The sequence below is a fragment of the Rhodococcus sp. BUPNP1 genome (assembly GCF_002215235.1).
Classification (GTDB): domain Bacteria; phylum Actinomycetota; class Actinomycetes; order Mycobacteriales; family Mycobacteriaceae; genus Rhodococcus.
Genome location: NZ_NERM01000001.1, coordinates 420,069 through 446,704, shown reverse-complemented (window position 1 = coordinate 446,704; position 26,636 = coordinate 420,069). Strand labels below are relative to the sequence as shown.

Here is a 26,636-nt window from a genome sequence, read left to right as displayed (position 1 = left end):
AACGCGCCGCGATCACCATGCTCACCGACACCCTACAGATGTCGGAGCGGTTCGCGTGCAAGGTCGTTGGGCTCTCCCGATCGGTTTACCGGCGGTTGCCGTTGGCGCAGACACCAGGCGACCCGGACGCCGATCTGCGCGCAGAGTTGCGCAGGTATTCCCGCAAGCATCCGCGGCACGGGTTTCGTCGGGCGTGGGCATGGCTGCGCTACGACCAGGGCATCGAGGTGAACAAGAAGAAGATCCACCGCCTGTGGAAAGAAGAAGGATTGCAGGTCCGGCGTGCTCCACGCCGCAAACGTGCCGGCCTGTCCTCCGTTCCGGTCGTCGACGCGGATGCTCCGAATGTGGTGTGGGCATTGGACTTCCAGTTCGATTCGACCGTCGACGGCAAGACGGTGAAGATCGCGTCGATGGTCGATGAACATACCCGGATGTCGTTGTTGAACATCGTGGACCGCTCGATCACCGCCGGGCGGTTGATCGAAGGCTTGGAGAAGGCGTTCGCGATGTGGGGTGGGCCGCCGCTGGTGTTGCGCATGGACAATGGGCCTTCAGTTCATCTCGGAAGCGCTGCGGGACTTCTGTGCTGGGTCGGTGGGGGTGTCCTACATTCCGCCGGGTACGCCGTGGAACAACGGGTTCATCGAATCGTTCAACAACCGGTTGCGCGATGAGTGTCTGAACCGCAACTACTGGCCCACTCTGCTCGAGGCCCGGGTGGTGATCGAGGACTTCAAGGACGACCACAATCACCGACACCGTCATTCGGCATTGGGGTACAAGACCCCCGCCGAGTACGCTGCCGGATGCACCCACCGGCACCAGCCGGTGGCGTGCGAGATCGACTGATCGACTGCACAGAGGAACCGGCTCTAGAAACGACCGGACCGACTATCGGGGACCTGCCAGTGGTCACATCGAACAGCAACAGTCCCAGCCCGCCGGTGCCGGCCGCGTACTCGAAGCAGCGGCGAGCGATCCGGTCGCGGTAGTCGCCGGCGATGATCCGCGCGAGGTGGCGTTGAATCGTTTTGTACGACACCGATTCCGTACCGAGATCGTCGAGAACGCGCAGGGCATCGATCTTCGAGGTCGGTTCCACGAGCCGCGCGATGACCAGGTCTTTGAACACCGCGTCGTCGATGATGTCGAAGCCGAGCCGGTCGTAGACGAAGGCGAGCACGTCGTAGAGCAACCGGGCGCTGGTGCGCACGGTTCGTCCCGCGCCGGCGAGTTCGCCGCGCGTGCTGGTGGTCGAGCCGGGCAGTTGACCGGTCCGCCAGTCGGCCACATCGGTGATCTGCTCGACGGGCGTCGGCACATCGAGATCCAACATGCCGTGATCGCCGTGCAGGAATTGTCGGGCGCGTTCGAGCAGAATGCCCAGCTCGACGTCGGTGTGCGCGGACCCGACGTGGGCGAGGATCTCGTGCCGGCCGCGGTGTTTGCGCACGACCTGCACCGCCACCGCCCCGGATGCGGTACGCACTTTCCGCACGAATGCCACCGCCCGAACCTACCTGCTTAGTGTCCCGATCCGCTCCGGCGACGCCGTGTATGCGCAGGTGGAAGCCCTGGCAGATGTTCTACCTGTCAGTAATGTCCTAACCCAGGTGGGGGTCGGTAGCTCCCATTAGGTTTGAGTATGGCAGCAGTGAGCGCCTTCTCTGAGCGACGAGGCACTCGGACTCGCTTGCCGGCAGCCCGACCAGCTAGTCATGATGTTCGATCAGCTCCGCCGGTGGCACCTATGCGAATGTAGGTCACGCTGAAGGACTTAACCTGACGGTATTGCTGAAGTTTCACTGCGAGGTCGAACGGATCGTTGGCAACGTACTGGAAAATGTCGAGACCTCGCCCTAAATTAATGCGCCAACCTGAGTTGGCGACGATCGATCGGTCGTGAATCGTTGGGTCAAACTTGACGTCGAGAGTTATACCAGCAGCCGCAGCGCCCTGTTTCACCTTGAGAAGGAACTCGAACTGCTTTTGGAGCTTCTCTTGACCATCAGAAGTCTCGGAAGTCACAAGCAGAATCTTGACCTCGTCTGCTGGATCTTTGATGGTCGCAATCGCCTCGATCAGTTCCATAAGGTTACGCGCTTGGTGGAACTGGCGGATATACGGGTCGACGATCGTGATCTCGGAGGCGCCACGCAAATAAGGGAGTAGTACGTTTTGGTAGGAAACGCCACGCTGGTTCTCCTGGAACTCACGGTGCCCTTCAAAGAGGGGCTCAAGTTCACTCTTCGACTCAACCGTCGACTGTGAAGGGACTTCAGTCACAGCATCTTTGGACGTCTCCGAAACTTCCCTATCTGCGACGTTTCCGCGGTGATAGTAGGCCGGGTACTCGTCTTCTTCGAGTGTAGTGACTCCGTGCCATTCTCCTGCCTTGTCGAGAAAGCCGAACTTAACCTCTGCCATCGTGGTGTCGATCCGCAGGATCTGGTCCTTGACGCGTTTGCGGCCTTCGATGGCGAACCGGAGGATTTCCTCGATCTCCCCTTCCGTGGCTTCTTGGTGGGGGTAGAGGATCTTCATCAACCCGGAGAACGTCTTGTGGATACCGTCCCGGTCTCGCGTGGAGATGTCCGATCCGAGGGTGAAGTACTGCTGGTAGCGGTCGGAATAGTCCGCATTACGCATGGATTTGAGCACTTCGGCGATGTAATCGACCACGAAGCCGTAGCCTTCGGAGAACATCTCGCCGCGGATGGTGTCGACTTCCCACCCCGGAATGTAGTAGTGGAGCCGGTCGAGGTAAGCGGAGTCGTGGTAGCTCTCGGGGAGTTCGTCGAACAGATCGGAATGTTTGAGCATGTAGGGCACGTTGTGGGACGTGTTTCCCACGAACACCATGGAGGCTTCGGCGCCGAGGGTCTCGACACCCCGGGAGAACGATTTGTTCGCCATGTAGTTCTTCATGATGTCGACGAGAGCTTTGTCGGTGCGCTTCTTCTTGCCCGCGAACTCGTCGAAGGCGACGACGTCCCAGTAGCCGACGAGCCCAATTCGGCCGTTGGAGTTGTTGACGAACAACTTGGGGACAGTGATTTCTCCACCGGAGATCAGCATCCCGTGCGGTGAGAATTCGGAGAAGATGTGGGACTTGCCGGTTCCCTTCGGTCCGAGCTCGACGAGGTTGTAGTTGCGCTCGACGAACGGAATCAATCGGACGAGCTGGATGAGTTTCGCACGGCGACCGAACATCTCGGGGTTGAAGCCGATGGACTGGATCAGCAGGTCGATCCATTCATCGGTCGTGAACTGGCGGCGTGCCGTCAGATAGCCATCGAAGTCGAAGTTCGACAGCTGGATCGGCTTGATCGAGCCGAGAATCCAGGGCACAACGCGTGCGTTCTCACTGTGGAAGTACTCGATGTCACAGATGCACCATACGCCGCTGACGAGCAGTTTCGGGTGCGCGTTGATGATGGCCGATTCGATCAGGACCTGTTTGATACCCAGGTTCGCGAACTCGGCCTCGTAGACGTCGTCTTTCTCGTTGAGGGTGACCGACACCTTGTCGATGACCTTGTAGCGACCACGTTCCTTGATGGTCGACTTGACCAGCTCGGCTTGGTTTCGGTGGACGTAGTGATCGGCGAGGATCTGCCGGACGGTATTGATGCCGGCGTTGATCGTGGACTCGTCGTCGGAAGCGGCGTACTGGCCCAGCAAGTACTCCAGGACGTAGGACGGCACGATGGCGTTGCCCTTGACCGCCTTGACCAGGTCCTTGCGGACCACCACCCCGGGGAAGTGCTGGTTGATCTTCTCGTCCAGAGCGGTCTTGGGGCGAGCCTGGCCCGGCGCCTGCTGGCTGAGCACGCCGTCGATCGGTTCCAGTTCCGTGTTTCCTGTCATCGCAGCCGCCTCAGAAATCGAAATCCGTCGTGAAGGAACGCTTGAGCGTGTACATCGCCTTTTCGTACGTACGCCACTGCGTCGTGTTGGGGATCTGCTCTTCGAGACGGAACTCCACGACACGGTTGTTGTAGTCGTCGGCGTCCTTGTTCAGCAGCAACTGCACACTGTGGTACCGGTTGCGCTGGTCAGCCGAGGTCGAATCGAAGGTCAGCTCCGGCTGCGGGTCGGTGGAGATCAGCGTCTCTCCCACATACAGGCCGGCGCGCAGAGACCTCGGCTTCACCTTCTCGCTCACCGGCTCGGACTGGAACAACCTCACGACGAGCTGACCCGTGGTGATCTTGTCCGTGTCCGGGAGCACCGTCACGTTGACCGCACGCGTATCACTCTTGCGCTTTTTGTTGATTTTGAGTACCGGTACGACGACTTCTTGAAGCGTTGCTCCACCGTGAACGAAGCGGGATCCCCCACCGGCCAGACGGAGGCGATGGATCGACTTGGGGATCTGGACCTCGATATCGCTGTCGAGTTCGAGTTGCACCGAGGTGAACGTGGTGAAGGCGACGTCGACTTTGAGGCCGTGGCCGAGGACGTATCGGCGGTTCTTGACCAGAATAGTGTCCCCTTGGGGTGCCTCCGAGAGGAAGAACTGTTCGGGGACCTCGTTGTTCTGGAACAGGAATCCGTGGTCGGCGGTGACGAAGATGTTGGTTGCGTTGGCGTTTGCGGCCTTCTTGACCAGGTCCACGATCTCGCTCAAGGCTTGCTCGGCTGCTTCGAACACGCGTCGCTCGGTACCCGGCTTATCGCCAGTGGCATCGATCAGGTCGTGGTAGATGTACAGCACCCGGTGGGACTTGTAGAGCTTGCGACGTTCCTCCGGGCTGAGGGCCTTGAAGTCCTCCGACTGGATGGCGGTGCCCCCGACCGAGGCGAGGATCTTCGCGCGCTGACTGGTGCCGTTGGTCGGTTGACCGTCGACGAGGACACTCTTGCCGTCGGCCGCATGCTCGAGCGTGCGATGGGGCAGCAACGCCGCCATTCCCAACTGGGTGTAACTGGGAAGCACCCCGAGAACCGCATCGAGGTCGGCGTCGAAACGGTCCTCCTGACGGATCCTCGAACCCAGCTCGTCGGCAACCTCGTACCGCAGGGCGTCGGAGACGATGACGACCGCCTTTTTGCCCTCGCCGATGAGCTTGTCGACGTAGTCGTCGTAGAACAAGCGTTGGGACCGCACCGTCGCCGACGTCCATCGACCGACATCATCGACCTGCTTCTGCCATGCATTACCGAGCTCGTAGACGAACGTGTTCGTGTAACGCTTCTCGACCAGCTCACTGAGGGGGCCGAGGGGGTGGCTTCCTTCGAACGCGCGACGTGCATATGTGAACTGTCGATACAGCTGGTCGATGCGGTACCAGTCGGTGCGGTAGCGCTCCAACGCCTCATCGAACGACCCGAAGGAGATCTCGATCGTGCTCAGCTCGGACAGAAGCTCAGCGGCCGCCTTGAGAGCCGTATACAGGGGACGGTAGTCATCGATCCACGCGCTGTTTTGTCGTGCCCGGACAACCTCGGCGACCTCACGGGCGCTGACCGTCTGTTCGGTGACCGCGGCCGCGAGATCCGCAATGATCTTGCGGTCGATCTCTTCGAACAGATCCACCGACACCAGCTCTCTGAAGCTGACATCCTGAATGCTCGCCTTGTAGTCGATATCACCGGCTACTCGCTTGGCCAAGGTCAGCATCGCGCTCTGGCTGCGTCGATCGTTGCGGAGACTCGCGAAGTCGAGCTGAATGTTGTGGAGGCCACCTGGCCGATCGGAGGTGAAGCCGTCGATGGCCTTGCGGAAGATCCACAGAATCAGATCATCGACGCTCGGGGACTCGGACTCGTATCCGTAGATGGACGCCGCGCCAGCCCAGTAGAAGGCGTCGAGGCCGAACTCGGCGAGAGCGGCGTACTTGGCGTGTTGGCCTGCCGCATTCTCCGACAGCAACGTGCGGGTGATCTCCAGAAGGCTGTGTTCCTTCTGGCCGAGCACAACGGCGCACATCTTGGCACGCAACCGAGCCACATCATCGGTCGGACTCAGCAACACCTTGAGGTTCCGCACACGCGTGCTGTCGTCGAAGAACGTCTCGTGCTCGTGCACGACCTCGTCGATGCCGTCCGCGGCAAGGCCGAGGTCCTGGGAAACCAGAGAACTGCGGTCCGCCGTGAAAACTCCGTAGGCCAACTCCAGATCCAACAGCCAGTTCTCGATACCGACCGGAGCCGGCCCGGATCGATAGATGAGAAATTTGTCTTGAGGCTGCTGGTGAAGTACACGATTCTTGATCGTGTACTCGTCGTTCGCCACCCGAACCGTGACCACACCTGGAAGGTCGAGGCCGTCGATGACCTCGGTGAACTGCCCCTCCGGGTCGTGCCAGAACACGACACGTCGGTCGAGAAACCGGCGCTCGAGATGCGGCTTGACCGCGGCGAGTTCACTCATCGGGGACCAAGCTTGTTCAACGCTGTTCCGAACTTCGGGTAGTTCACAGCCACCCCGTCATCCAAATCGATCTCGATGTTCCGGGAGGCCAACGGATAAAGCACATCGTGCTCGTACTCGTCGAGCTCCAGCAAAACCTTGCGGAGCCGATCGGCTTCCTTCGCGTTGTTCGAACGCTCGGCATGCTCAAGACTTGCCTTCAGCTTCGCCTGGAACTCACGTAGATACGTGAGCACCGTCGACACAGTGGACGGCGTATAGCGGTGCATGTAGATGAGCGCATTGAACGAACCCTTGGGGCTGGAGAACAGCCAGTAGATCGGCCGCTTCTTGTACCGTTTGACGTGATCATCATAGAATCTCGACCTACCAGATTTTGTGACGAAGTAGTCGCGCATGTTCTTTACGCCGAGCGATTCGGCAGTAAACCGAAGGTTCTCCTCGAAGTGCCGTTCACCAAACGCTACACGCAGAAACTCGCGGAATCGTTCTACGATGTCGTCCTCGAACCAGTTGCCGTCGACAATCGGCAGGACGCCGTCGGCGTCCGGGGTGAACGTCGGCGCCGGAACCTTCGCGAAGTAATCAGGCAGCGTTGCCCTCTGGCAAGCGAGGACTAACCCTGCCTCATCAATACTGTACCGACCGAACATGCAGCCTATTGCATATGAAATAAGGTCTCGAATGAGGTCGGCCGTCGCCAACGACTTGTACTCGGATTCCGAAAGCCCCGAACCATAGCGATAGCTAGGGTTCGCGAGTAGCGAGTGCTCGTGCCATGGGATCGGCTCGGGATCCGGGAGGCCGGCTGCGACCGCAACCTCTCGCTCAATCGCATTTTCGGCACTGGAAAGCGCAGCTGTCATGGCAGCACCCTCCTCCAATACCGTAGACACAGCGTCCGCCAGACGATCTTGTCTTCCCGAAGCCAGCAGAACTGATCGCGTGTAATCCAGGGAAAGTTCATCCCTGTCCCAGTCGCGCTTACTCAACTCTCTGCAGACTTTGCCGATCTCTGGGCTTACATCGACGAACGGGAAGTCAAGGAGCGCTGCCGGCCGCAAATTCAGGGTTGGATTCAGCTCCTTAACCAGAGACGCAACGGTTCGGGAATTCAGATAGGCCGAGATGCTATCAAGGGGCGTATCTCGTGCAACGACGAAGCAACTCGCGTCATTATGGACAACCCTGTCACTGCTGTAGCGGAAGGACGGAATCTTCGTGCCAATCTTGCTCCAGGACAGATTCTCCCGGAAGTACAGTCCGGAATTTCGGATCACTGCCCCTGGGCTTTCCCGCTTAATCAGCCCACCGTCACCCCGCCAATCCATCACGCTGATCGTCGGGTCGTACCACCGACGAAATTCTCCACCCTTGGTAGTTGGCGTCCACCTGCTGCGATCAACGCCCTCTCGTCCGGATAGATTCAATTCGTTGTAGGAAACCTCAAACCAGTAGCGAACGAACCGTTCATTTGCTCCAGTCTGCGATCCAACGCCAGCTTCCACGTAGTTTCGGATTGGCGTCCCTGCTAAGAAGTCTGAGATTGTGTTATCAGCAAAGTATGCGAGGAGGGCCCCACGGAGCGCGAGAAAATCAGTTGACGATCTATCGAATCGCTTCGCGTGACTCGGGTCGCTGGCAACGACGAAAAACAGCGATTCGCGATCCGCATCCCCAAGGAGCCGAAGATAGGTCCCTCGCGCTGGGGTGGACACGTGCCGGAATACAGTAGCTACAACGGCAACGACCTCGCCGCCAAAAGAGTCAAATACTCCCGTCCCAAGATGGCATAAAGTCGCGATACTCCTCGTTCGCAAGAGATGGCGTCTAAATAATTCGAACGAGGACAGGTACATCCAACTCTGCATCGTTACGAGCGCGCTCAGGCCACGAAACATGACCATTGAGCCAACACGCTCGATAAAGCATGCGTCAAGTCCACCCGAGGAATTCGAGTAGTTCGAGTCAACGAACTCCGTGAGGCACGGGCCCATATTTCCCCGCCCCATGTAGGGTGGGTTCGCTACTGCGACCGCGTACCGAGGAAGCAAATATTCTGCCTGCGCAATCACGCGCCTAGCCCGCATAAGTGCATCGGCCCTGAGTAGGTCTCCGTCATCGCCGAGCGCGCTAAGATGGCACGTAAGCGAAGCGACAAGCGAAGCATCGGGCTGAATTAACGATCCCAGCGTGTCAGCCTTGGCAAACTGGTTCCAGAATGCTTCCTCCGTATAGCGGTCACCGTCCTCAGTAACAAGGAAGTTGAGTTCGTATGGACTGAAGGAAATCGGTTCGATCACACAGATAGAGGGCTCGATTTTCTTGGTGAAGAACGTGCGTTGCTTGGCTCGGGCCTTCATCGTCAACGCGAACGCAGCGAGCGCACCTGCTCGCGGATCAATCTCAGTCCCGTAGAGGTTGTTCTTGAGGATCAGTCCGGGGATCTCTGCTGGTGCGTAACCCTCCTCCTCGTAGATCGCGTAAAGGAGGTCGAACGCATAGGTCAGCATGTGCCCCGAGCCGCAGGCCGGGTCGATGACCTTGAGTTCTTCGGGCCCGGCGATCTTGAGGAAGTCGGTCTCTTCGTCGACCGGGGCGATGTAGTACTCCATCCGGTCGACCAGCCTGGAGGACGGTCGGTTGAGCAGCCAGAGGCGGCCGAGGGAGTTTTCGACGAGGTAACGGACGATCCAGTGTGGGGTGAAGAGCTGGGTGGCTGCGGGGATCTCGGCGGCGCCGGCCTTCTTGTTCTTTTTGAACCCGGCGAAGACCTCGCTCTTCCGTTCCGAGATGTAGAACTGGTAGAGCCAGCCAATGACCTCGACGTCCTTGCAAACGTCTTCGGTGAGTACCTTAACGGAGCGGTTGAGCACCGAATCGTCGGCGAGAAGGTTCGCCGGGATAAGCAGTTCGGTGAAGTCACCTGCACGCTCGAACATGAACGGCATGGTCGTGTTCCAATAGCGGCAGTAGGCCGTCAACAGAAGCGCATAGGCTTCACCCTGCGGGTCACTGCTGGTGCGGGTGCCATCGAGCAGAGCGGTCACTGTCGCGTGGGTAGCCTGTCCGACGACGTCGCTGTCGATGACGCCGCGCTTGGCCTCTGCCAGGATCTCGGGTTGGCCGACGTCGACCCCGGCCTGTGGGGAGACGATGCCGATGCCGGTGTAGCCGTTGGCGTCCATGAAGCGCAGCGCGATGATCCGGTTGAACCAGGTGTAGGCGACCTTGTCGGCGACAGCGGCCCGTCCCGTGTCTCCTCCACCCGCTGCGGAGACTGCTTTTTCCAACGCTGCAATGGCTTTCGGCTGCTCGACTCGCTCTGGTGCGCCTGGAGCGAGTACACCAGCCATGCGTGCGGTCACCTCGCGGATGAGGGAGGTGCGCGCCCACGTTGCGAAGTTCTTCAACGATGCGGTGTCCATTACAGGCTGATTCGCTTTCCGTCGTTCAGGGTGTGCACAAGTGCGGTGCGCAGAGCAGCGAGATAGGTATCGACGTCGTCTTCGGATTCGAGGACGCCGGATACGCCCGGAACCGAAATGCTCTTGACCGAGACCGTCTGCTTGGGCAGCGGCTCGTCATCTCCACCGCTCTGCTGCGATGCAGCGAGTAGATCAAGGAGAGCGGGGTAGTCGCTCGATTCGAATGTCGAGCCGATCTGGAGGATGAGCGCGATCTGGTTCTCACTCGCCACCCGGTCGAGCGTGTGCTCGATGCGCTGGGTTGCCTGCTGCTGTGCATCCGGCGTTGCGTTCTGGTAATACGCGCTGCCGACAAGCTCGGTCCGGCGCGCCTCGATGGCGACCGACACCTCGGTGCGGTGGGAAGTGGCGACACTGTCGATCTGGCTGCGCAGCTCGTCTGCCGCCTGCTTGAGCTGGGCCATCTTGTTGCCGCGGAAAGCATTCGGATCAGCCAGCGCAGTCGTGACGAGGTCGTCACTGCCGGCGGGCAGGTAGTCCAGGTTGGTGCGGTGGGTCGAGAGCAGTTCGACTGCATCGTCGTAGATCGACCGCTGCGCACCGTTGAGAAAGCCCTGGATGGGGTCGATGAGGTTGTCTTTGGCCTCGAGCAACTCGTCACCGATATTGAACCCGCTCAGATACCAGTCGTCGGATCTTCCGACCGCCTGCTCAAGCAGACTGATCGGTGCGCTGAGCTGCTCGACGAAGGGGTACCGTGAGCCGCTGACCATGGCTTTGAGCTCGTCGAGCTTACTGTTGAGCATGTCGGCTCCGTGGCGAGCGAGCTCGAGCGGATCCTTCGGGGTCGTGCCTTCGTCGAAGAAGTCGATGCAGAACCGCCGGAAGCCGGCGACCTTACGCTCATCGAACGATTTCTGGGGCGCCACCACCGTGTGGGGGTGCTTTTGTGTATTGCGCAACACGGCGGCGACTTCCGAGCGTTTGAGCACGTTCCCGTCGACCGTCAGGGTGATCTTGGAACGGCCGACCAACGACGCGACGAGAACCTCGATGGAGGCCAGATCCCAGCCGTAGGGTTTGGTTTGGAAAGTCTCGACGATGGTCTTCATCGTGACCTGCTCGCCAAGGGCCTCCTTGCGGATGACCGCGGACAAGATCTCCTCACTCGGCTGCACCAGCTGAGAGGACAGTTCCTCGTCGAACAGCCCGTTGTCGGGGTTGGCAGCACCGGCAACCTGCTGTTCGCTGTAGGTCATGCCACCGAGCAGCTGAAGCTGGGTGTAGGTGCGGCTGATAAGTGATTGGAACCCTTCGGTCACACGACCGAGCGCATCGGAGGACGACACCGGCACGTCCGCGGCGTTGTGCACGAGCGTTGCCTTACCGACGGCGCTTTTGATGCGTTGGACGAGTTCTTTCTCCCGCTCCCGGTTCAGGGTCGCCTTCGCCTGCAGGATCTGCTCTTCGATGGCCGAAAGCGAGGTGGTTCGCTTCCTCTTGGTGTACTTGTCGGTCTTGAGCAGCAGCCGCAGGTCGGTCAGGATGCGATCATCCGGTGCCAGGATGACGCGCAGCTCGTCCTTGCCGGCACTGTGCATCCGGATCTGGTCCATCTCGTAGGGATAATCCGCGGTGATGAAGTGGACCGTGAGTTCCTTCTGCGACCCGTGCACCTGGTCATCCAGCTTGAACCCGAATGCGAAGTCCTGTCCGTTCTTGGCGTAGCGGATCTTGGTCGTCTTGAGCACATCGCCCGACAGGATCTTGAACAGCTGCGAGCTGACCTCGGAGGAGTCGATGTCGACGTTCTTGATTTCCTCCTCGATGACCTGCTCTTCGTTGGTGAGGTACTCGTAGACGTTCCCATTGCGCTGGATGTAGGTCTGCCGCTCAAGCTCGGCGAGCGCCTCCTTGACATCTTCGGCGAGCGCGGGAAGGTCGAGTCCGAAACGGTCGTACACCAGCACGGTGAGGTTACGCGGCGTGGCCTGGAAACTGTCGACGTACTTGACCAGGAACAGCGCTTTGAGCAGGCGGATGGCCAGTTGGTTGTCGAGGTTTCGTTCGGCGGTGAGGATCTGTTTCTGGGCTGCGGTCTTCAGCGACGCTCGGATGCCGGCGAACATGTGATCGAAGGTGGCCAGCGTGCCGACCTCGACGTTGCCGATGTCCTTGGCGACCTGCTGCACGACACCGAGCATCGAGCGTTCCCCGACCGAACTGTTGCGACCCTCGAATGCGTTGTGATCGGAGATACCTTCGATGGCCGCCTGGAACAACGGGAACTGGTAACTGACGAACGGGTACGTGCCGACGAAATGCTCTGCGCTGGTGTAGTTGCGGTAGTTCTTGGCTCCGTCGACGAAGTCGAACAGTGTCTTGAAGTTGCCCGACTGTTCGGCGTAGAGAGCTTCGAGCGCCGCCACACCGCGGTCGTTTTTCTCGAGCAGACGCTTACGGATGACCTCCTCGACGTCTGCGCTGGTGAGCTTGACGCGTGTCTTGAAGCGGGCCTGGATCTTGGAAAAGTCGTTGCCCTGGCTCCGGGTGCGGTCGCCGACAACTTTGTCCATGTCTTCTTGCGAGGTGACGAACACCCATGCGCGTCCTGCGCACTTGGTGTTCAGGCTCTCGGCGATCGTCTGGAGATTGAGCATCAGGTGCGTGTTGGAGCCGATGAACTGGCCGACCTCGTCGACGAAGAAGTTGAGCCGGTAGCCGGCCGGCTGCGTGTCGAGCCACGTGCTGACCTGATCAGCGAAGTCTTCGATGGACAGCCCGTACGAGGACTGGTACTGCTTGATGATGCCGGTCGATGCTTCGCCGTTGACCTCCGCGAACGCGCGGTCGATGCTGGCCCCTTCCAGCGCGCTCTGTTCGCGTCCCTGACTCCACGGAATGCCGGCGATCTTCTCGAAGGCCGCCTTGAAGGCGTCGTACTGACCGCGCTTGTCCAGATCGCGCTCGAACTGCGCGACGTGGCCTTGATTGCCGTAATAGCCGAGGCTTTCGTCGAAGACCTTGGCGAACACCTTCAGCAGAGCATCGGTCTGGTCCTTGGTGATCAGCGTGGCCTTCTGATCGATGTTGAACAGCAGACTCTTGGCCGGGATCCGGGCCGCCTTGTCCAACAGCGCCGGCAGGAACGCTCCACTGGACTTCGCCCGGAAGCTCGCCGTGACCTGTGCCCGGTCGAAGTGCTGTCCCTCCACATCCCCGAGCAGGTGGGCGAGCATCTTGAGCAGGTGGGACTTACCCGACCCGAAGAACCCGGAGATCCAAACGCCGTTGGCATTGGTGTAGTTGGTGTAGGCCTCGAGCAGCAGTTCCACACCCTTGGCGGCCTCGTTGGTGAGGACGTACTCGTCGACTTCGGTCCCGAGATGTGCGACATCGTCGGCCTTGATGACGCCCTCGATCGGACGCTGGACGTCCTTGGCGAAGATCTCGTTCAGCAGCATCGGGTCACGCTTCCTGTTCCAGGATGTTCTTGGCTCGGTAGTACTGGTCGTCCTTCAACCGCCCGAACAGCACCAGCGCCGAACCGAGGGTCTCGGACTGCTCGTAACGGCCGGGGAAGAACATGAGCATGGGCTTGCCGATCACCACGCTCTGAAGGTTGTTGAGCACGTTGTGAGACCGGATGTAGGGGAAGACCTCACCGATGCCCGAGAGGAAGAAAATGTCGAAATCGTTGCTCTCGACCTTGTCGCGGATCGCCGGTGCGAGGTGCAGCTGCGGGTCGAGCATCCCCTGAAGCATCTCGCGGAAATCGGCCTTATCGGTCTCAGGCTCCGCCCGCAGCAGCCGCTCCCACACGCCCCGCGCCTGGAGCATCTCGACCGCCAGGTCGTACAGGTTGACCTCGAAGACGGTGATGCCCTTGTGCGCAAGCTTGTTCTTCACCCGCTTCTTCGCGCTGTCGACCTGCAGGGCCGCCTCGGCGGGGTAGGGATAGATGAAGAACGGCACTTCGTTGCCCAAGCCCTCCATCTGAAGAAAACGCCTACTGCTGAGCACGTTGAACAGGTGCTCCTCCTGCTCGTGCAGATCAGCAACCACACTCATGCGAGACCACCATCCGTCGGAAAGAATCGGACATCGCTAGGGACGCGAGCGTCGAGACGCTCGGCCACGCGTGCCGACAACACCGCCGGCACGATGCGGCCATCGGACAGCAGTCCCGCTTCAGCGAGCATGCGAAAGACGGTGGCGCGGAGCTTGATCAACGTGGATTCCTTCAGATCGACAACTTCCTCATGCCACAGCGCCTTGCTGCGGATGAAACTGTCGAAGTCGTCGTAGTCGAGCGTGTGAGCGAGAACCAGAAACCGTTCCCGCAGTACTTCCTCGGCGAACTCACCGATGAGGGCATAGCGGCGGCAGGCGGCAACCCACATCAGTTGCCCCCGCTCGGTAGGCGTGGCGTCGAGGAACAACTCGATCTCGTCCACACTCAGCGCCGCCAACCGCTGTGCCACCTCACGACCGAGACGAGCTCCCGACGAACGCGTGCGGGTCTGGAGGAGGTTATCCTCCGCGATCCGCGTCCGCACCTTCGCCCAGTCCCGCTCTTGCAGATAGATCGGTGCTGCGATGAGCGCTTCACGCAGGAGGAGTGCACCGCTGGTGAAGGACAACGCGTACCGAGCTGACGCCGAGCTAGCCATAATATGCACCTCCCTCATTGTGATGAACAAAGTCGTTCAGGCTATCAATGCCGACCGACAGAACTCGTCGCACCGCTTCTATCCGCTTGGCGGTATCTCATCGTCTGATGCGGCGTCCCCACGACGGACCCAGTCATCAACCTCGCTGGCTTGGAACTTCCACAAACGGCCCACCTTATGGGCGGGCATGGACTTCTCCGAGATCCATGCGTAAATCGTGTCCTTGGTGACACCCAGATGGGCTGCGATGTCGTCGGCAGATAACCAGGGTTCAGACATCATCGGCACGCCTCCCGCGTTAGTGGACCGGATTAGTCCGGTATGACCTATCCAAACCGAGGATGGTACTGGTTTGCAAGGATTTCTCGGCACACGCGTGCCAGGGGCGACCTGAAATCGTCGGATAGACCCGGACTGATACGGTGAATCGGCCTCATGCTGGGGCACAAGCTGGCGTGGACCGCTCTTACGGGCCGCCGCTCAGTGCTGGTGGGATTGCCGATCGTGCTGGCGAGTACCCTATACAGCGCATCGGAAGAACACGACGAAGACTTTGCCCATTGGGGACGAACTTTCCATGTAGGCCAACAGCAGGACAGGAACGATTGATGCCTCTTCCGAAGATCGACATCCACTATCTCGGCACCGTCCACTCCCCGTTCAGCGGGCAGGTCGCTGAGACGGACGACGGATCGAACACCAGTGACCCGACCCTACTATTCGTCTACTACGGCGATGCCGGCATTTGGGACCACATCAGTACCAGGGTCACGGACCACCTATCCGACGATGCCGGGACTCCGGAGGATCTCGACCCAGACGAGCTCGCCGCACTTCTCGACATCGACGGCGGAATGGTCATGGTCGTCGACACCGACTGGAACGGCCTCAACTACTATGGATTCGCCCCAGTCGAAACCGGTGACTGATTTCCCTGCACATCAATCGTCTCCGCCCAAAGAGCTGGCGGAGCTATCACCTCGGATTGACAAACGAGCGGACGTTTCCTACCCGTGGCCCAGGCATTTTGGTCTGACGGACTGCAGCATAGGTAGGCGATCCTGTCATCCTCAACTCGATCCCGACGAAGCTGTTCTTTCACGACTTGAGACTCGGCTACGAAATGTTCACAACCCTACGGCGAGATCGACAACTCGGACTCCGCCGAGGACTATCACGATTGGCTCGTGCCGATCGTGTGGGAACCGACGGTCGACCATGAGTTGGCAGTTCGCGAGGCCGGTTTGTTCGCAAACAGAATTCCGCCCTTCAAGCTTCGCGACGAGCACACGCTGAACCGAGCGACAGAGTCTTCGGCGTCACGAATCTCGATCAATCTGTTCCACCACAAACGGGCATTGAGATTGGGGCGTGCTAGCGTCGACCTTCGCACACCCTTCGCGGCTCGCTCGTCTTCACCCAGCGCTGCGGAAACGCCCGTAACTGATTGCCAAGAGTTCTCGGTCGGGACGCTCATTGCGAGCCGGCGGAACGACCATGAGCTTCTGTCCGTGCCGTTCCTTGAGGCCGTGTTCGAGCATCGGGCCGTCGATCTCGTCGAGAAGGTCCTTGCGGATCTCCACGACCAAATCCGGCGTAATGCCGAGGATATTCACGTCGTACGCTGCGTGATGGATCTTACACAGCGCAAGACCATTCGTCACCGACGCGATGCCGGCCTCGTGTAAGTCAGGCACGATATGCGCAGCATCCAGCAGCTCACTATGACCGAGAGCGCAGACCGCGCACCGCGTTTCGTATGCGCGCATCACAGTTGCACGAAAGACCGGCTGATGGAGTCGACGTTTCGTCTCAGCCACGACATAACGCCGAAGCTGCTCCTCCGCTTGCGAATCAGGGCGATGGAGATCGCGAGCGACTTCCGTGGCAATGACGAACTGATGTTCGTCAGGTTCTTCCCCAACGATGAACACTGGATAGATAGGCTGGAACAAACTCGGACCGACGCCGTAGAACCAGATCAGCGGCACGCCCTCGTTCATGGCCGCGCGCAAACCACGGTTGTCCATGTTGTTCGGGTCGGTCGTCGACCACTTGTAACGCAGAAGCCCGTCTGAACCGACCCGATCCTCGTATGGGCGCTTCGCACCGGGCGCGCGGTACGTCGTGCTGATCGACAGGGCCGACGAAAGCTCTTTGGGCTTCCGGATCCCGCGCGTCGGGTCCATGAGCCGGAACATCTTTCCGTCGATCGTGAAGTCGAGGAGGTCCTGGCGACTGATCGGATCGCGACCGTCATTCGTCCTGATCGTCAACCATGCCATCGCCTCGCGGCGGAGACGAGCATCGAAATCGTCGCCGCTCCACGAACCGTCACTCACAGAACCTCCCGATTGTTCCGTCTAAAAACGCCTGACCCGACAAAACGAATTATTCAGTTCAGAACACCTGCCAAGAACCGGAAGGACTACCACAACCCGCCTTCAAGCTTCCATTCCTTGGTCAGCATCCCCACCAGTTCCTGCTGGCGCTCCTCGAGGATGTCGGCAGTCCACTTCTTCTGCTGCAAGACCTGCGTGGTGATCGCGAATGACGTAACGCCGTACCTGGCCGTGAAGTACTGAGTCTTCTTACGGTCGAAATCGTAGTTCCCCGCCGAAGCATTCTTCGTTCGATTCAGCAGCACCAAGTTGCTCAGGCGGTGCGTCCAGAACTCCCGCTGCGCAGGCGTGAACCACTTCATCCAATCCGATCCCGCCTTCGGATTCTGCGGAAGCACATGCTCGACAGAGATTCGGGGGTGATCGTACGAGACACCGGAAGCATTCGACAACAGCTCGTCGAGGCGCAAGAGCACATACTTCCGCACCGGGGCGACCTTGTAGATCTCCCCCTGCAACCGGTCACCGGTTTCTTTGATCTCTTCGTCGGTCAACCTGAAAGCAGGAGCATCGAGACCATGGCCCGCGGTGAGGTCCTTGAGCAATTGAATGTAGCGGGAAGCGCGGGGAGTTGCGTACACCCGGCGCAGGAGCATACTTGCCGCGAGTCGCTCCAGTGAGCAGAAAAAGCTGTTCAGGAACTCCGGGTCATCGCCCTTATTCCTCAACGCCCACAGAGCGGGTGCACGCCAATCACTGTTGTCCAGTTGATCCAGACGCTTCAGCCACCGGTTTACTTCCTCCGCACCCGACGAAGAGGTGTAGTTCTGGTCCCGCAGGACTCCATACGCCTCGGCGTACGGAACCACGACAGTGTCGACGAAGTCCGCTCCCCTACCGGGGATGTACGCGGAAAGAACCGATTCCTCGAATTCCTTCAGCAACTCCTTCTTTGGCCGTTCTCTGACGACAATCGTCCTGATGTGCAGGAACAGATCAGCGAAGTCATCCGTGCCCAGAGCTTCCTCGGCGTCATCCCACCTGTCGGCATACTCGTCTCGCAGACTCTCTGCCACATCGCCCACTACCCGCGCCTTGAAGATGTCCGCGGCCGAGAGGTCCAGCCCGCGAGAGTTCATGACGCTGAAGATTCGGTGTGCGCTTGCGAGGTCCGGGGTAGTCACCACGACAAGGAAGGTTCGGGCCGCAAGCATCTTGGTGAGCTGGAGCCTACGTTCCTCCGCCCATTCCGATACGGTTCCGAACAGCGCGAGACTGTTTCCATGGATCGAACGCTGTGCATCTGTCCTCAGGTTGTCCGGCCTGACGTCTCGGAGAAGCTGGATCCCACCTGATGACTGGACATGCTCGGCAAAGAACTTGCGGTCTCGTGCCCGCAGCGCCAAGCGCGGCTTGGCTTCGAGCTCGAGCATCAGGTTTCCCGGCTCCTGGAGCATCGCGTCGATCTGCTTCGCGAGCTCCGGATTCTCTGTGGAGTCACGAAGCACCGCAAGCAGGATCGTCAAGGTGGTCAGACGCTGCTGGCCGTCGATGACTTCCGCGCGTGTCGCGTTGGGAGACTTGACGAGAACGATCGATCCGAGGAAGTACGGCTCGTCGTCACCCCGGTCCATGGCTTCCACGAGATCTTCCAGCAGCTGACCGGCCTGCTCGACCTGCCATGCATAAGGCCGCTGATACTCCGGAATATGGAAGTCGTAGTCGCCACAAAAGACCTTGTTCAGCGGCACTTCACGCGCCTCGAGCTGTTGCATGGCGTCCATCATGCAGCATGCGCTACGGACTCAATGATGCAGCCCCCCAAGGCTACATAGATCAGCGGATCAGGCTCAACACACAACAGCGATGGCGAGCTTTGCAAGATCCGCGACGAGGTACCCGGCGCCCGTCAGGCCAATTGCCGTTTGAAGATCGCAAGGTAGAGCTGACCCTTCACATTCCCCGTCAGATTGCCCATCAAAGGGATGTTCTGGTAACTGATCATTTCCCACCCCTGCGCTCCGAGACCGTTCAAGCGGTCGCTGAAGTTCCGCAGCGACTCTGCTTGCTTCTTCGGGTTCCACCGCTCGGTGACACTGATCGACTCGGTGAGATATTCCCACTTGACCAAAGGATGCACGTTCACTCCGTTGCCCTAGTATCCGAGCCGGGGTCGTCACTGTCAGCGCGACCCCGGCTTATATATTCGATGTCGAATCAGCAGGGATTCGGCTCGGTCAGCTTCACCACCGAGAGCACCGCGTCACCTTCGCCGATCGGAACCCCTACGCCCGGAGCCTGTCCGACCACGACCCAGTTCGCATCGAGTACCTGGTTCCGTCCCTTACCGGTCGCATCGGTACTACGCGAATAGAAGACGCCGAGCTCCTGAATAAGATTCTGCGCGTCCTGAAGATTCATGCACACCACGTTCGGCATGGGCACCGTCGTCGGGACAGGCGCAGCCGACGACGTGGTGGTTCTCGGGGCAGCCACAGGAGCAGGAGGCAGCTCGGTGGTGGAAGAACTCGCGGGTGCTTTCGTCGTGGTTTCCACCGATGCACGTGACTGGGTCGTCGTAGATGGTTGAGACACAGACGATGTCACGGACGTCGAGGCCGATTCTGTCGTGGACTCGGAATCCGAGCCGCAGGCCGACAGACCTGCCGCCAACCCCACAACCGTCAAGATGGCTCCTGCACCACGAACAGAAGTACCGACGCTCCACGACATGTTCTATCTCCTTCTGGATACCGGCACTTCGAGCCGGCCAATGGAGAATCGCCGCGAGTAACTCTGTCGTTACACGGGATTCGGGATCGAAACAGCCTTGTCGACCGCGCATGCGTTCTGAAGCCAGCCGGCTATCGCACGCGCTGTCTCATACCCACACCCCACGCTGAGCAAGGATCCACCTCACCGGGTCCAAGCACCGGAACGGCGAAATGCCGTTGTGGTGCAGCCGATCCCCCACCGGCGACTCGCCGAGAGCCGACACAGCGAAGAATCTGCTGTTCAGCGTCACTCCGGTATGCGGCTGATCCACCGACATCACCATCGACTTCGCTTCGAGCTTGTCCAGCAGACTCCGGACCTCCTCGTGAAGGAGTCGCCCGTCCATCTCGTTGTACGGCGCGTACTGCAGACTCGGGTCGCGGGAGAACGCTGCACCCGGTTGCCCCATGATTTCACTCCAGTCGCTGCCCTCCACATTGTGAAGCGCTTGGAGCGCATCGAATTTGGACAGCACCACGGCAAGATTCGGTGTGGAGTTCCCGATGATCGAGAGGACTGTGCGCAGCACCGAACGCGGGTCGCCGCCGACCCTCTCCTGCACCGGCACCAGGTCGTGCAGCTGCTGACGTACGGATTCGACCCGGAGCGGATCGAACATGAACACCACCCCGTCGGCTTGCGCGAAGAAGCGCATGTGCTGGACGTGGACGTTGTTCGGGTTCTCCAAGTCCTCCCCCGCCACGTCCCGCAGGATCAGGTACTGACGACGTCCGTTCCATACTCCGAGCGAGAAGATCAGCGGCTCGCGCTGATACTGGTTGCTCGTGTGCGCGGCGGGAGTCGGTTCGAGGATGCCGCGTTCTTCATAAAGCGGCTTCTCGTACAGCTCTCGATACACCATCTCCGTCTCGGACGTCGCCGGCTCCACGACGCAGTTCAGTCGCTCCCCGAGCAGCTGGAGCGCCTTGACAAGAACCGCAATGTAGACGGTCTTTCCGGTGGCACGCGCTCCGGCCATGGCGATACAGGTGGTCTGGGCACCCCGAAGTCCGACAGGGAGTCGGTAATGGCAGGTCGGGCATGCCTCTACAGCCGGCCCTCCGGCCTTCTCCTCAACCGTCTCGGCCTCGGGCCACCAGTCCGCCCCTGCTCCAGCCGGGCGGTCGAGGTAGACAACCTTCCCCGACCGGACAGGTGTCCCTTGATGAGCAGTGGCGATCTGGTCCGGCTCGACCTCGGTGGGAGCAGTGGGCAACCAAGCAGTCCGGTCGGCCGGCAGGTCGGTGAAGCACCGTGGGCATTTCGTCATCAGAGGGCACCTTCCGTGTGCGTGCCAACGGCCAGTCCCGCCACGAGCGACTTCACGGTTCGGAACAGATCCTGCGGATCGTCCAGCCATCCGCGACTCGCGTGCGTATCGGTTGCGGTCGATACGACCGTGCCGCCCGCTTCGAGCTCGTTCCGTGAGTCTCCGGCCTGCAGGATGATGGGACGCCGGCGCACGCCCTCGACCGGCACCGCGGTGTGATCCGCCGGCACGGCGTCGGTCATCGTGAAGACAAGAGTGGGTTCGGCGGGGTGTGACCGGTCGACGGTGGAAGACCGGAAACCGATACCCAGTCCGGCAGCGTCCAGAGCACCCTGCACGGTGTCGGCGGCGCGACGTAGTACCTCGATCGGCAGGGGCGTCACTCTGTGTCCGATCAGGTTGACGTGCAGTTCCTCCCGGCGTCCGACGACAGCAGCGATGCCGGTCAGAAGATCTACGACGTCGCGTACGGTGCCGTTCTCGATGAGGGGAAGCATCGACATCGTGGTGTCGATGTCGACCTCGACCCGGACCTGTCCGGACTCCGGTAAACGGTCCACACCGAGCACTCCTCGGGCCGCCGAGCGCGCTCGCGCACCGAGTTCGTTCAGCGGGACGTCGACTGCGGTCTTGCGCGCGCGGACGACGAGCCGATCATCGACCGGGGTGATGGTGGCAAGTTCGACATGGTGCAGTCCCGACACGTCCAGCGGTGTGAGCTCGGCCCGATCCGGGTCGACGACATTCGTCGTGTCCACTGCGACGATCGCCTGAAGCACCGTGCCCTGCGGGAATCCCGATTCGTTTCCAGGGGTGGCAACCACGACGACATCCCTGTCGATCCGCGGCAAGACCACGAACCCGGGCTTCGGATGCAGCGCCGATGGTAGGTCCTGGCCGTCGGCGGTCGTCGCACGAACGACCACCGGAACGTCGAGCGCTGTGACGGTGACGGCGAGCGGTTGCCGAGGCAACTCCACCCGCCCTGCACCGTCGAGTACGTAACCCGGCATCAGATCGATCCTCTCGGTCCGGAAATCACACGTTCGGCGTCCGCCAGCCGCTGGTCGAACCACCACACGACGAAGGCTTCGTAGGCTTCGCACACCCGGCTAGCATCGCGGCGACCGCGAGCTCGCAGTTCTGCGTGGATCGTCGTCATCACAGCCCCGGGCCCACGGAACCACGACGCGGGCAGCAGACGCGTCACCACCTCGTCGAGCAGTCCCTGCCGGCCACCGTCGGACTCGATCACGAGCCGAGTCAGCAACTCGGTCTGCGCCGACAGTCCGCCCTCTCTCGGTGCTCTGGGCGAACTGAACACCGCATGCGCGAGCAGCCACTCGATTCCGATGACACCGGATTCGACGAGTTCGACGATCGACTCGACTGCATATCTCGCTTCGGTTGCAACTGCGTCGACGAGTGCGTCCTGGTGTGTCGCCGGCAGGTCGAGTTCCGCCCACGGATCTCGATGCGGTCGTGCAAGTGCTCCCAGGAGAAACACGACAAGCCGCGCGAGCACGTCGCTCGGAAGGTCGGCTGCGTAGTGTCGGGCGTAATCGGTGAGTACCGGTAGTCCGTCCTGCTGCCAGGCACGATCGAATTCGGTCCCTCCGACGGTCGACCAACTCTCCTGCCAACGGATCGCGGCCCAGCTCTCGGCGAGGTCATCGAGGTACCGATGCCCATGCCAGCGTCCCCTCAGCTCACCGCGACGTACTCGGATCAGGTGAGCGGCGACGGCTTCGACATCCGACGCCCATGCGTTGCACACGACAGCGTCCTGCAGATAGCGCGGCGCGACCACCTGTGGGAACGTCTCGATCGCCTGACACCATTGAACGGCACTCCACTTCTGGGCTGCGACCACCTCATCCAGGTTGTCGACACTCACAGCACCGTCTTCGAGTTCGAAGAAGGCACGCCACGACGCAACCGTCGCAAGATCGCTGCGAACACGTCCACCGTCGGCGGTGAGCCCGAAAACACCTTCGGCAACAAGGACACTCACCGGCGACGTAACGACGGAGCGGTCCGTCACCAGTTCGTCGAACGTCGGCCGCTCCCTCATGCTGCTTGCGACCCATGCGAAGACCGAACGCTCCAAGCGGCGCCCCAGTGGTCGGGCGAGGAAGTCGGGATGCGTGACTACCGCTGGCTGCACGAAGTCGACACAGGTGCTCTCCCCCACCTCTCCGATCTCGGCGACCACCGCAGGTCCTGCCTTCGGATCGCACAGGACGGGCACGACCGCGAGTTCGAGAATTTCGAAAACGCGATCCTCACTGCGTGCGGTGAGGAGTCCTGCTCGCACCACCACGTCGATCGTGCGTAGAGCTTCCACAGTGACGTCGATGCGGTTGCTTCCCGCGCCCACCTGGTGTCGAAGCCGGTCGATTGCGCGCTCTGCCGCGGTGACGAGTTCCGGTGCGCGATCGCAGTGATCGAAGAACTCGCGGCGCGTCGGGTCGGCACTCGCGATCCATCCGACCTCGGCGAATGCGCGATGCGCAAAGACCACGGCGGCGAGAGTGCGCACCGCCGGCGCCAGGGTGTCGTCGCGTGACCAGCGATCGAGTCCTCGAGCCGCGTCCTCGGTGCTGTCGCCGAGGTTGTGTTCCGCAATGTCGGCGATCAGTGCCGCCCATTCCGTACCTGCGACCGTCTCCGGACTGTATTCCAACAGAATCGTTGTCGCTTCGTCGAGAGCGTCGTGAAGTTCGTCGTCCGACACCACAGCTATCGCCAACGGCCACATCGCTGAGAGACCGTCGTCGCCTACTTCCGCTGCGATCGCGTCCTGACGGGCAAGCGCACGTCGCGCCGGTTCTTCCTCCACCAAGATCGTCTGGGCGAGCAGCGACCACGGAGTCACCGGCACAAGATCACCGTTGTCGACACAGTGCGGTTCGCCGTCGAGTTCACCGAGATCGGGCGACTCGTCTTCTCCGAAGACGACGCATCCGGGCGTATCTCCGGGCAGATCGTCGAGCGGCACGGCGATCAGGTGTGCGCCGCACGCGACCGCGTCGTCCACCGCATGGAGTCGATCGAACGTCGACCACCCGAACCGCCGGCTCGTGCCGGGCGACATGAAGTGCGAGACCGAGGCGATCCACAATGCTGCTCTGTGCGGATCCCGACAACCGAGAACCACCGGCGGCCCGCCTTCGAGCGCTCGTGCCACTGCATCCAGAAGAACGCTGAAGACACCGACGCGCCATGTGTCCGGATCGAGCAGGAACTCCAGCACGGCGTCGTGGGAGACGAGATCGCTCGGTTCCGGCTCGGTGGCACCGAGAGTTGCTGCAGCGACCTCGTCCGCACCGTAGGGCACGAGCCAACCCGACGAACCCCACCGCTCGATCGGACGACCATCGGCCGCTTCGCCACCGACACGATCGATGAGACAGTGCGCGAAGACATTTCCGGGTCGTCCCGACGCATCCGCACCGGCCGGAACCGTGTGCCAGTACATACCGGTACGACCTGCCCCGGGCGCGTACATCAACCGTCGTGGGCGATTACGAAGCTCCTCCGCATTCGGGAAACGAGGGATCGGAGGTATCGCGTCGAATCGGGTCACGATCCCCGCTCGCAACCGTTCCTTCTCGTCCGCGTCGAGGTCGCCGGTAGTGTCCTTGACCTGCCAACCTCCCGCGGTCGCGGTACCCGGACGGTCGAAGGAGGTATAGGTGAGCTGGCCGAACCTCGGGCGTTCGGTGTCGTGGGCGCTCACGTCACTCCAGCGGATCGTCGATCGGACGCCGGTCGATCAGATCGAGGTTGATCTGCTCCACCGGCGGGTCGAGCAACGCGATGGTGCGCGCCTTCTCGGGTCGCACATCCGCGAACACGCGCACGAATCCCTTCGGGTCGCTCACGTCGACCAACCACGGCTGAGACCACTCGCGACGCAGGCCGTTCGGATGGAAGCTCCGCGCTCCCGGTTGCGTACCACTGCCTCCGCGGACCTCGAGCGGTTGACCGTCCCGCGCACTCAGCGGCAGCCGCCTGAGATTGTGCACGATGAGGAAGGGTGGTGCGGTGGACAATTCGATCTCCGACGCCAACCGGATGGCCAGGGCCAGTCCTCCACCCGGAGCAGGCCGGGATTCGACCGTGTACTGGATTCGCAACAGTCCCGGATAGTCGACGGTGGACGGCTTACCGACGATGCGTTCGCCCGCCGTGTAAGCGATGGCGACGACATGCACGGCGCACCCCTGCTCGGGAAGCTGGTCCCGCAGATGCAGCCCACCGTCCCGCTCGTATTGCGAACGGGAGATCTCCGCGACCGGTCGCTGCTCGATGGCGTGTTCGGCAGGCACCTGTGCCGCGCTCACGTATACCGACACCGACGCGGCGCCGTCCGGCCACGGAAACGTCACCACCTGCTCGGCACACCGCTCGACGATGCGAACACCCTCGAGCGCCGGGAGCGGCCGGGTCGCGATGACGGTACGACCCACCTGCACCTGCCCGTCGAGAACGGTCACCGGAGTGAAGTAGGCACGCACCCACCCCCGCGGCCACGACACGTTGGCCATGCTGTGGCGGCCCTGCGAATCGATGACGACCGGGTGCACGAGCCGCGCGGACGCGGGAAGCCCACCGGAGACGTCCAGGGCACTCGCTTCCAGGAGTTCCCGGTCGATGCCCGCCTTCGGCGCGGTCTCCGTGCGGTACATGACGACGCTGCCGATGTCGGGCGGGGTCCACCCGAGGTCGAAGTGGAGACCGTCCTCGTGTTCGTGAGTGGTGACCTGCAGATCCGTCACCGGTTCGAGTACGGCGGAGACGAGTACCTCGGCCTGCGCCGCCGGCGACAGACGCGTCTGACCGTCCACCTCGATCTCGCAGATCGCGCGGTAGAGGTAGCGGTGACCACGCAGTGCATCACGGTCGACGAACCCACCGAAGTTCGGCTGATCAGCAAGGATCCGGTAGCGCGGGTCGTTCGTGACGGGCGAGCGGCCGTCGAGCGGGATGCGGAGAACCCGGACGCGGGAAACGCCCGGCCACACCGACCACTGGCCGATCACCGCACCGTCGTCCTCGATGACGACGAAATCCTGGACGGCACTGAGGACGTGTCCTTCGGCGATGAGCACCGGCTGACGCTCTGCGGCATCGCGCTCGTTGCTGCCGATGTGCGCCCACACCTGCAGATGACGTACCGCCGCTGCAGCAGGTTCGGTATCGACGATCATCGAGCCTCGGGTGACGCCGACGAGTCGACCTGCCTCGGGCTTGTAGGCCCGATGGGTCTCCCCCGATACGACTCGATACAGCACCGTAGTTCCGGACCGCCCGGGCAGCGGTGTCCATTCGATGCGGTGCCCACCTCGCGGTTCAGCGGTGATGGTGAGCGGACCGACCTCGTACTCCGACTCGCCGTGCAGATACTCGCAGAAGTCCTCGGTTCCGAGGTCGACCAGGAATTCGCTGCCAGGTAGAGGTTCGACCGGTTCGACCACCGGTTCCGGTTCGGGCTGCCGTGTCGCGGACGTCGTCTCGGACGGAGCGGTGTCGGGGCTCTGCACGCTGGCCGATGTGAGCGCTTCGACGAGACCCTCGACGAGAGGCTTCGCGTGGCGAGGGAGCATCGACTCGATCTCGGCGACAGTGCGCCGATTGGTTCGGACGATCTGCTGCAGATGGGTGTCCTTGATCAGTCCTGGCCGCAGTCGACCCTTGTCGATCTCGGTCTGCCGCCACTGCTGCAGCGCTTCGATGACACCTTCCGACACGGAAATCCTC

20 protein-coding genes are annotated in these 26,636 nt (G+C 61.2%); 4 read left to right on the top strand and 16 right to left on the bottom strand.

Annotated elements, in window-relative coordinates; all coding sequences use genetic code 11:
- A partial coding sequence (locus B9C99_RS01880) for an IS3 family transposase (protein ID WP_143543533.1) occupies positions 1-677 on the top strand: 677 nt, incomplete at its 5' end.
- Complete coding sequence (locus B9C99_RS26325; protein WP_367301593.1) at positions 598-852, top strand: integrase core domain-containing protein; 255 nt, start codon at positions 598-600, stop codon at positions 850-852. The genes B9C99_RS01880 and B9C99_RS26325, both read left to right, overlap by 80 nt.
- Here the strand turns inward: B9C99_RS26325 and B9C99_RS25530 are convergent.
- From B9C99_RS25530 to B9C99_RS01835, 8 genes are all read right to left on the bottom strand, one after another.
- Positions 737-1,471 carry a hypothetical protein gene (locus B9C99_RS25530; protein ID WP_143543532.1) on the bottom strand — a complete coding sequence of 245 codons (735 nt, stop codon included), beginning with the start codon at positions 1,469-1,471 and terminating at the stop codon, positions 737-739. The two genes, B9C99_RS26325 and B9C99_RS25530, sit on opposite strands and share 116 nt — an antisense overlap.
- Positions 1,472-1,719: 248 nt before the next feature.
- Positions 1,720-3,873 carry a BREX system Lon protease-like protein BrxL gene (brxL, locus tag B9C99_RS01865; RefSeq protein ID WP_088896785.1) on the bottom strand — a complete coding sequence of 718 codons (2,154 nt, stop codon included), beginning with the start codon at positions 3,871-3,873 and terminating at the stop codon, positions 1,720-1,722.
- Positions 3,874-3,883: 10 nt separating this feature from the next.
- Positions 3,884-6,382: a BREX-1 system phosphatase PglZ type A gene (gene pglZ / locus B9C99_RS01860; protein WP_088896784.1), complete on the bottom strand. Its 2,499-nt coding sequence runs from the start codon at positions 6,380-6,382 to the stop codon at positions 3,884-3,886.
- Positions 6,379-9,810 carry a BREX-1 system adenine-specific DNA-methyltransferase PglX gene (pglX, locus tag B9C99_RS01855; RefSeq protein ID WP_088896783.1) on the bottom strand — a complete coding sequence of 1,144 codons (3,432 nt, stop codon included), beginning with the start codon at positions 9,808-9,810 and terminating at the stop codon, positions 6,379-6,381. The genes pglZ and pglX overlap by 4 nt, the downstream gene beginning before the upstream one ends.
- Complete coding sequence (gene brxC, locus B9C99_RS01850) at positions 9,810-13,274, bottom strand: BREX system P-loop protein BrxC (protein WP_088896782.1); 3,465 nt, start codon at positions 13,272-13,274, stop codon at positions 9,810-9,812. Before brxC ends, pglX begins: the two co-directional genes overlap by 1 nt.
- A 4-nt stretch (positions 13,275-13,278) precedes the next feature.
- A complete protein-coding gene (locus B9C99_RS01845; protein ID WP_088896781.1) occupies positions 13,279-13,881 on the bottom strand; it encodes a DUF1788 domain-containing protein in 603 nt (200 codons plus the stop codon).
- On the bottom strand, positions 13,878-14,483 hold the full coding sequence (locus B9C99_RS01840; protein WP_088896815.1) for a DUF1819 family protein: 606 nt from the start codon (positions 14,481-14,483) through the stop codon (positions 13,878-13,880). The genes B9C99_RS01845 and B9C99_RS01840 overlap by 4 nt, the downstream gene beginning before the upstream one ends.
- A 78-nt stretch (positions 14,484-14,561) precedes the next feature.
- Complete coding sequence (locus B9C99_RS01835; RefSeq protein WP_088896814.1) at positions 14,562-14,762, bottom strand: helix-turn-helix domain-containing protein; 201 nt, start codon at positions 14,760-14,762, stop codon at positions 14,562-14,564.
- A 329-nt stretch (positions 14,763-15,091) separates the two neighbouring features.
- Between B9C99_RS01835 and B9C99_RS01830 the strand changes: the two genes are divergently transcribed.
- The gene (locus B9C99_RS01830; RefSeq protein WP_088896780.1) at positions 15,092-15,412 is read left to right on the top strand and encodes a hypothetical protein; all 321 of its coding nucleotides are present in this window, start codon (positions 15,092-15,094) and stop codon (positions 15,410-15,412) included.
- A 486-nt stretch (positions 15,413-15,898) separates the two neighbouring features.
- Here B9C99_RS01830 and B9C99_RS01825 read toward each other — a convergent pair whose 3' ends face one another.
- From B9C99_RS01825 to B9C99_RS26070, 4 genes are all read right to left on the bottom strand, one after another.
- Complete coding sequence (locus B9C99_RS01825) at positions 15,899-16,825, bottom strand: HNH endonuclease (RefSeq protein WP_253249947.1); 927 nt, start codon at positions 16,823-16,825, stop codon at positions 15,899-15,901.
- An 86-nt stretch (positions 16,826-16,911) separates the two neighbouring features.
- Positions 16,912-18,600, bottom strand: coding sequence for a DUF262 domain-containing protein (locus tag B9C99_RS01820; RefSeq protein ID WP_088896813.1), 1,689 nt, complete (start codon positions 18,598-18,600; stop codon positions 16,912-16,914).
- A gap of 134 nt (positions 18,601-18,734) precedes the next feature.
- The gene (locus tag B9C99_RS01815; protein WP_160329004.1) at positions 18,735-18,965 is read right to left on the bottom strand and encodes a DUF4177 domain-containing protein; all 231 of its coding nucleotides are present in this window, start codon (positions 18,963-18,965) and stop codon (positions 18,735-18,737) included.
- Positions 18,966-19,042: 77 nt separating this feature from the next.
- The gene (locus B9C99_RS26070; RefSeq protein WP_253249946.1) at positions 19,043-19,246 is read right to left on the bottom strand and encodes a calcium-binding protein; all 204 of its coding nucleotides are present in this window, start codon (positions 19,244-19,246) and stop codon (positions 19,043-19,045) included.
- Here B9C99_RS26070 and B9C99_RS26065 point away from each other — a divergent pair.
- Positions 19,245-19,415: a hypothetical protein gene (locus B9C99_RS26065; protein ID WP_253249945.1), complete on the top strand. Its 171-nt coding sequence runs from the start codon at positions 19,245-19,247 to the stop codon at positions 19,413-19,415. The genes B9C99_RS26070 and B9C99_RS26065 overlap by 2 nt on opposite strands.
- Positions 19,416-19,706: 291 nt before the next feature.
- Here B9C99_RS26065 and B9C99_RS01805 read toward each other — a convergent pair whose 3' ends face one another.
- From B9C99_RS01805 to B9C99_RS01790, 4 genes are read right to left on the bottom strand one after another with little or no spacing between them, the layout of a single operon-like run.
- Positions 19,707-20,870 (bottom strand): hypothetical protein, encoded by a 1,164-nt coding sequence (locus tag B9C99_RS01805; RefSeq protein WP_088896777.1) that lies wholly within the window; start codon positions 20,868-20,870, stop codon positions 19,707-19,709.
- Positions 20,870-21,883: a hypothetical protein gene (locus B9C99_RS01800; RefSeq protein WP_088896776.1), complete on the bottom strand. Its 1,014-nt coding sequence runs from the start codon at positions 21,881-21,883 to the stop codon at positions 20,870-20,872. Before B9C99_RS01800 ends, B9C99_RS01805 begins: the two co-directional genes overlap by 1 nt.
- Positions 21,883-24,612 (bottom strand): hypothetical protein, encoded by a 2,730-nt coding sequence (locus B9C99_RS01795; protein ID WP_088896775.1) that lies wholly within the window; start codon positions 24,610-24,612, stop codon positions 21,883-21,885. Before B9C99_RS01795 ends, B9C99_RS01800 begins: the two co-directional genes overlap by 1 nt.
- Position 24,613: 1 nt before the next feature.
- A complete protein-coding gene (locus B9C99_RS01790) occupies positions 24,614-26,626 on the bottom strand; it encodes a hypothetical protein (RefSeq protein ID WP_088896774.1) in 2,013 nt (670 codons plus the stop codon).
- Positions 26,627-26,636: the final 10 nt, after the last annotated feature.

Excerpts from the sequence above, each read along its gene's own strand:
- brxL (WP_088896785.1), bottom strand. The coding sequence starts at position 3,873 with ATGACAGGAAACACGGAACTGGAACCGATCGACGGCGTGCTCAGCCAG.
- B9C99_RS01830 (WP_088896780.1), top strand. The coding sequence starts at position 15,092 with ATGCCTCTTCCGAAGATCGACATCCACTATCTCGGCACCGTCCACTCC.
- brxC (WP_088896782.1), bottom strand. The coding sequence starts at position 13,274 with ATGCTGCTGAACGAGATCTTCGCCAAGGACGTCCAGCGTCCGATCGAG.
- B9C99_RS26070 (WP_253249946.1), bottom strand. The coding sequence starts at position 19,246 with ATGAATCTTCAGGACGCGCAGAATCTTATTCAGGAGCTCGGCGTCTTC.
- B9C99_RS01845 (WP_088896781.1), bottom strand. The coding sequence starts at position 13,881 with ATGAGTGTGGTTGCTGATCTGCACGAGCAGGAGGAGCACCTGTTCAAC.
- B9C99_RS01805 (WP_088896777.1), bottom strand. The coding sequence starts at position 20,870 with ATGACGAAATGCCCACGGTGCTTCACCGACCTGCCGGCCGACCGGACT.
- B9C99_RS26065 (WP_253249945.1), top strand. The coding sequence starts at position 19,245 with ATGCACACCACGTTCGGCATGGGCACCGTCGTCGGGACAGGCGCAGCC.
- pglZ (WP_088896784.1), bottom strand. The coding sequence starts at position 6,382 with ATGAGTGAACTCGCCGCGGTCAAGCCGCATCTCGAGCGCCGGTTTCTC.
- B9C99_RS01840 (WP_088896815.1), bottom strand. The coding sequence starts at position 14,483 with ATGGCTAGCTCGGCGTCAGCTCGGTACGCGTTGTCCTTCACCAGCGGT.
- B9C99_RS01820 (WP_088896813.1), bottom strand. The coding sequence starts at position 18,600 with ATGCAACAGCTCGAGGCGCGTGAAGTGCCGCTGAACAAGGTCTTTTGT.
- B9C99_RS01835 (WP_088896814.1), bottom strand. The coding sequence starts at position 14,762 with ATGTCTGAACCCTGGTTATCTGCCGACGACATCGCAGCCCATCTGGGT.
- pglX (WP_088896783.1), bottom strand. The coding sequence starts at position 9,810 with ATGGACACCGCATCGTTGAAGAACTTCGCAACGTGGGCGCGCACCTCC.
- B9C99_RS01800 (WP_088896776.1), bottom strand. The coding sequence starts at position 21,883 with ATGCCGGGTTACGTACTCGACGGTGCAGGGCGGGTGGAGTTGCCTCGG.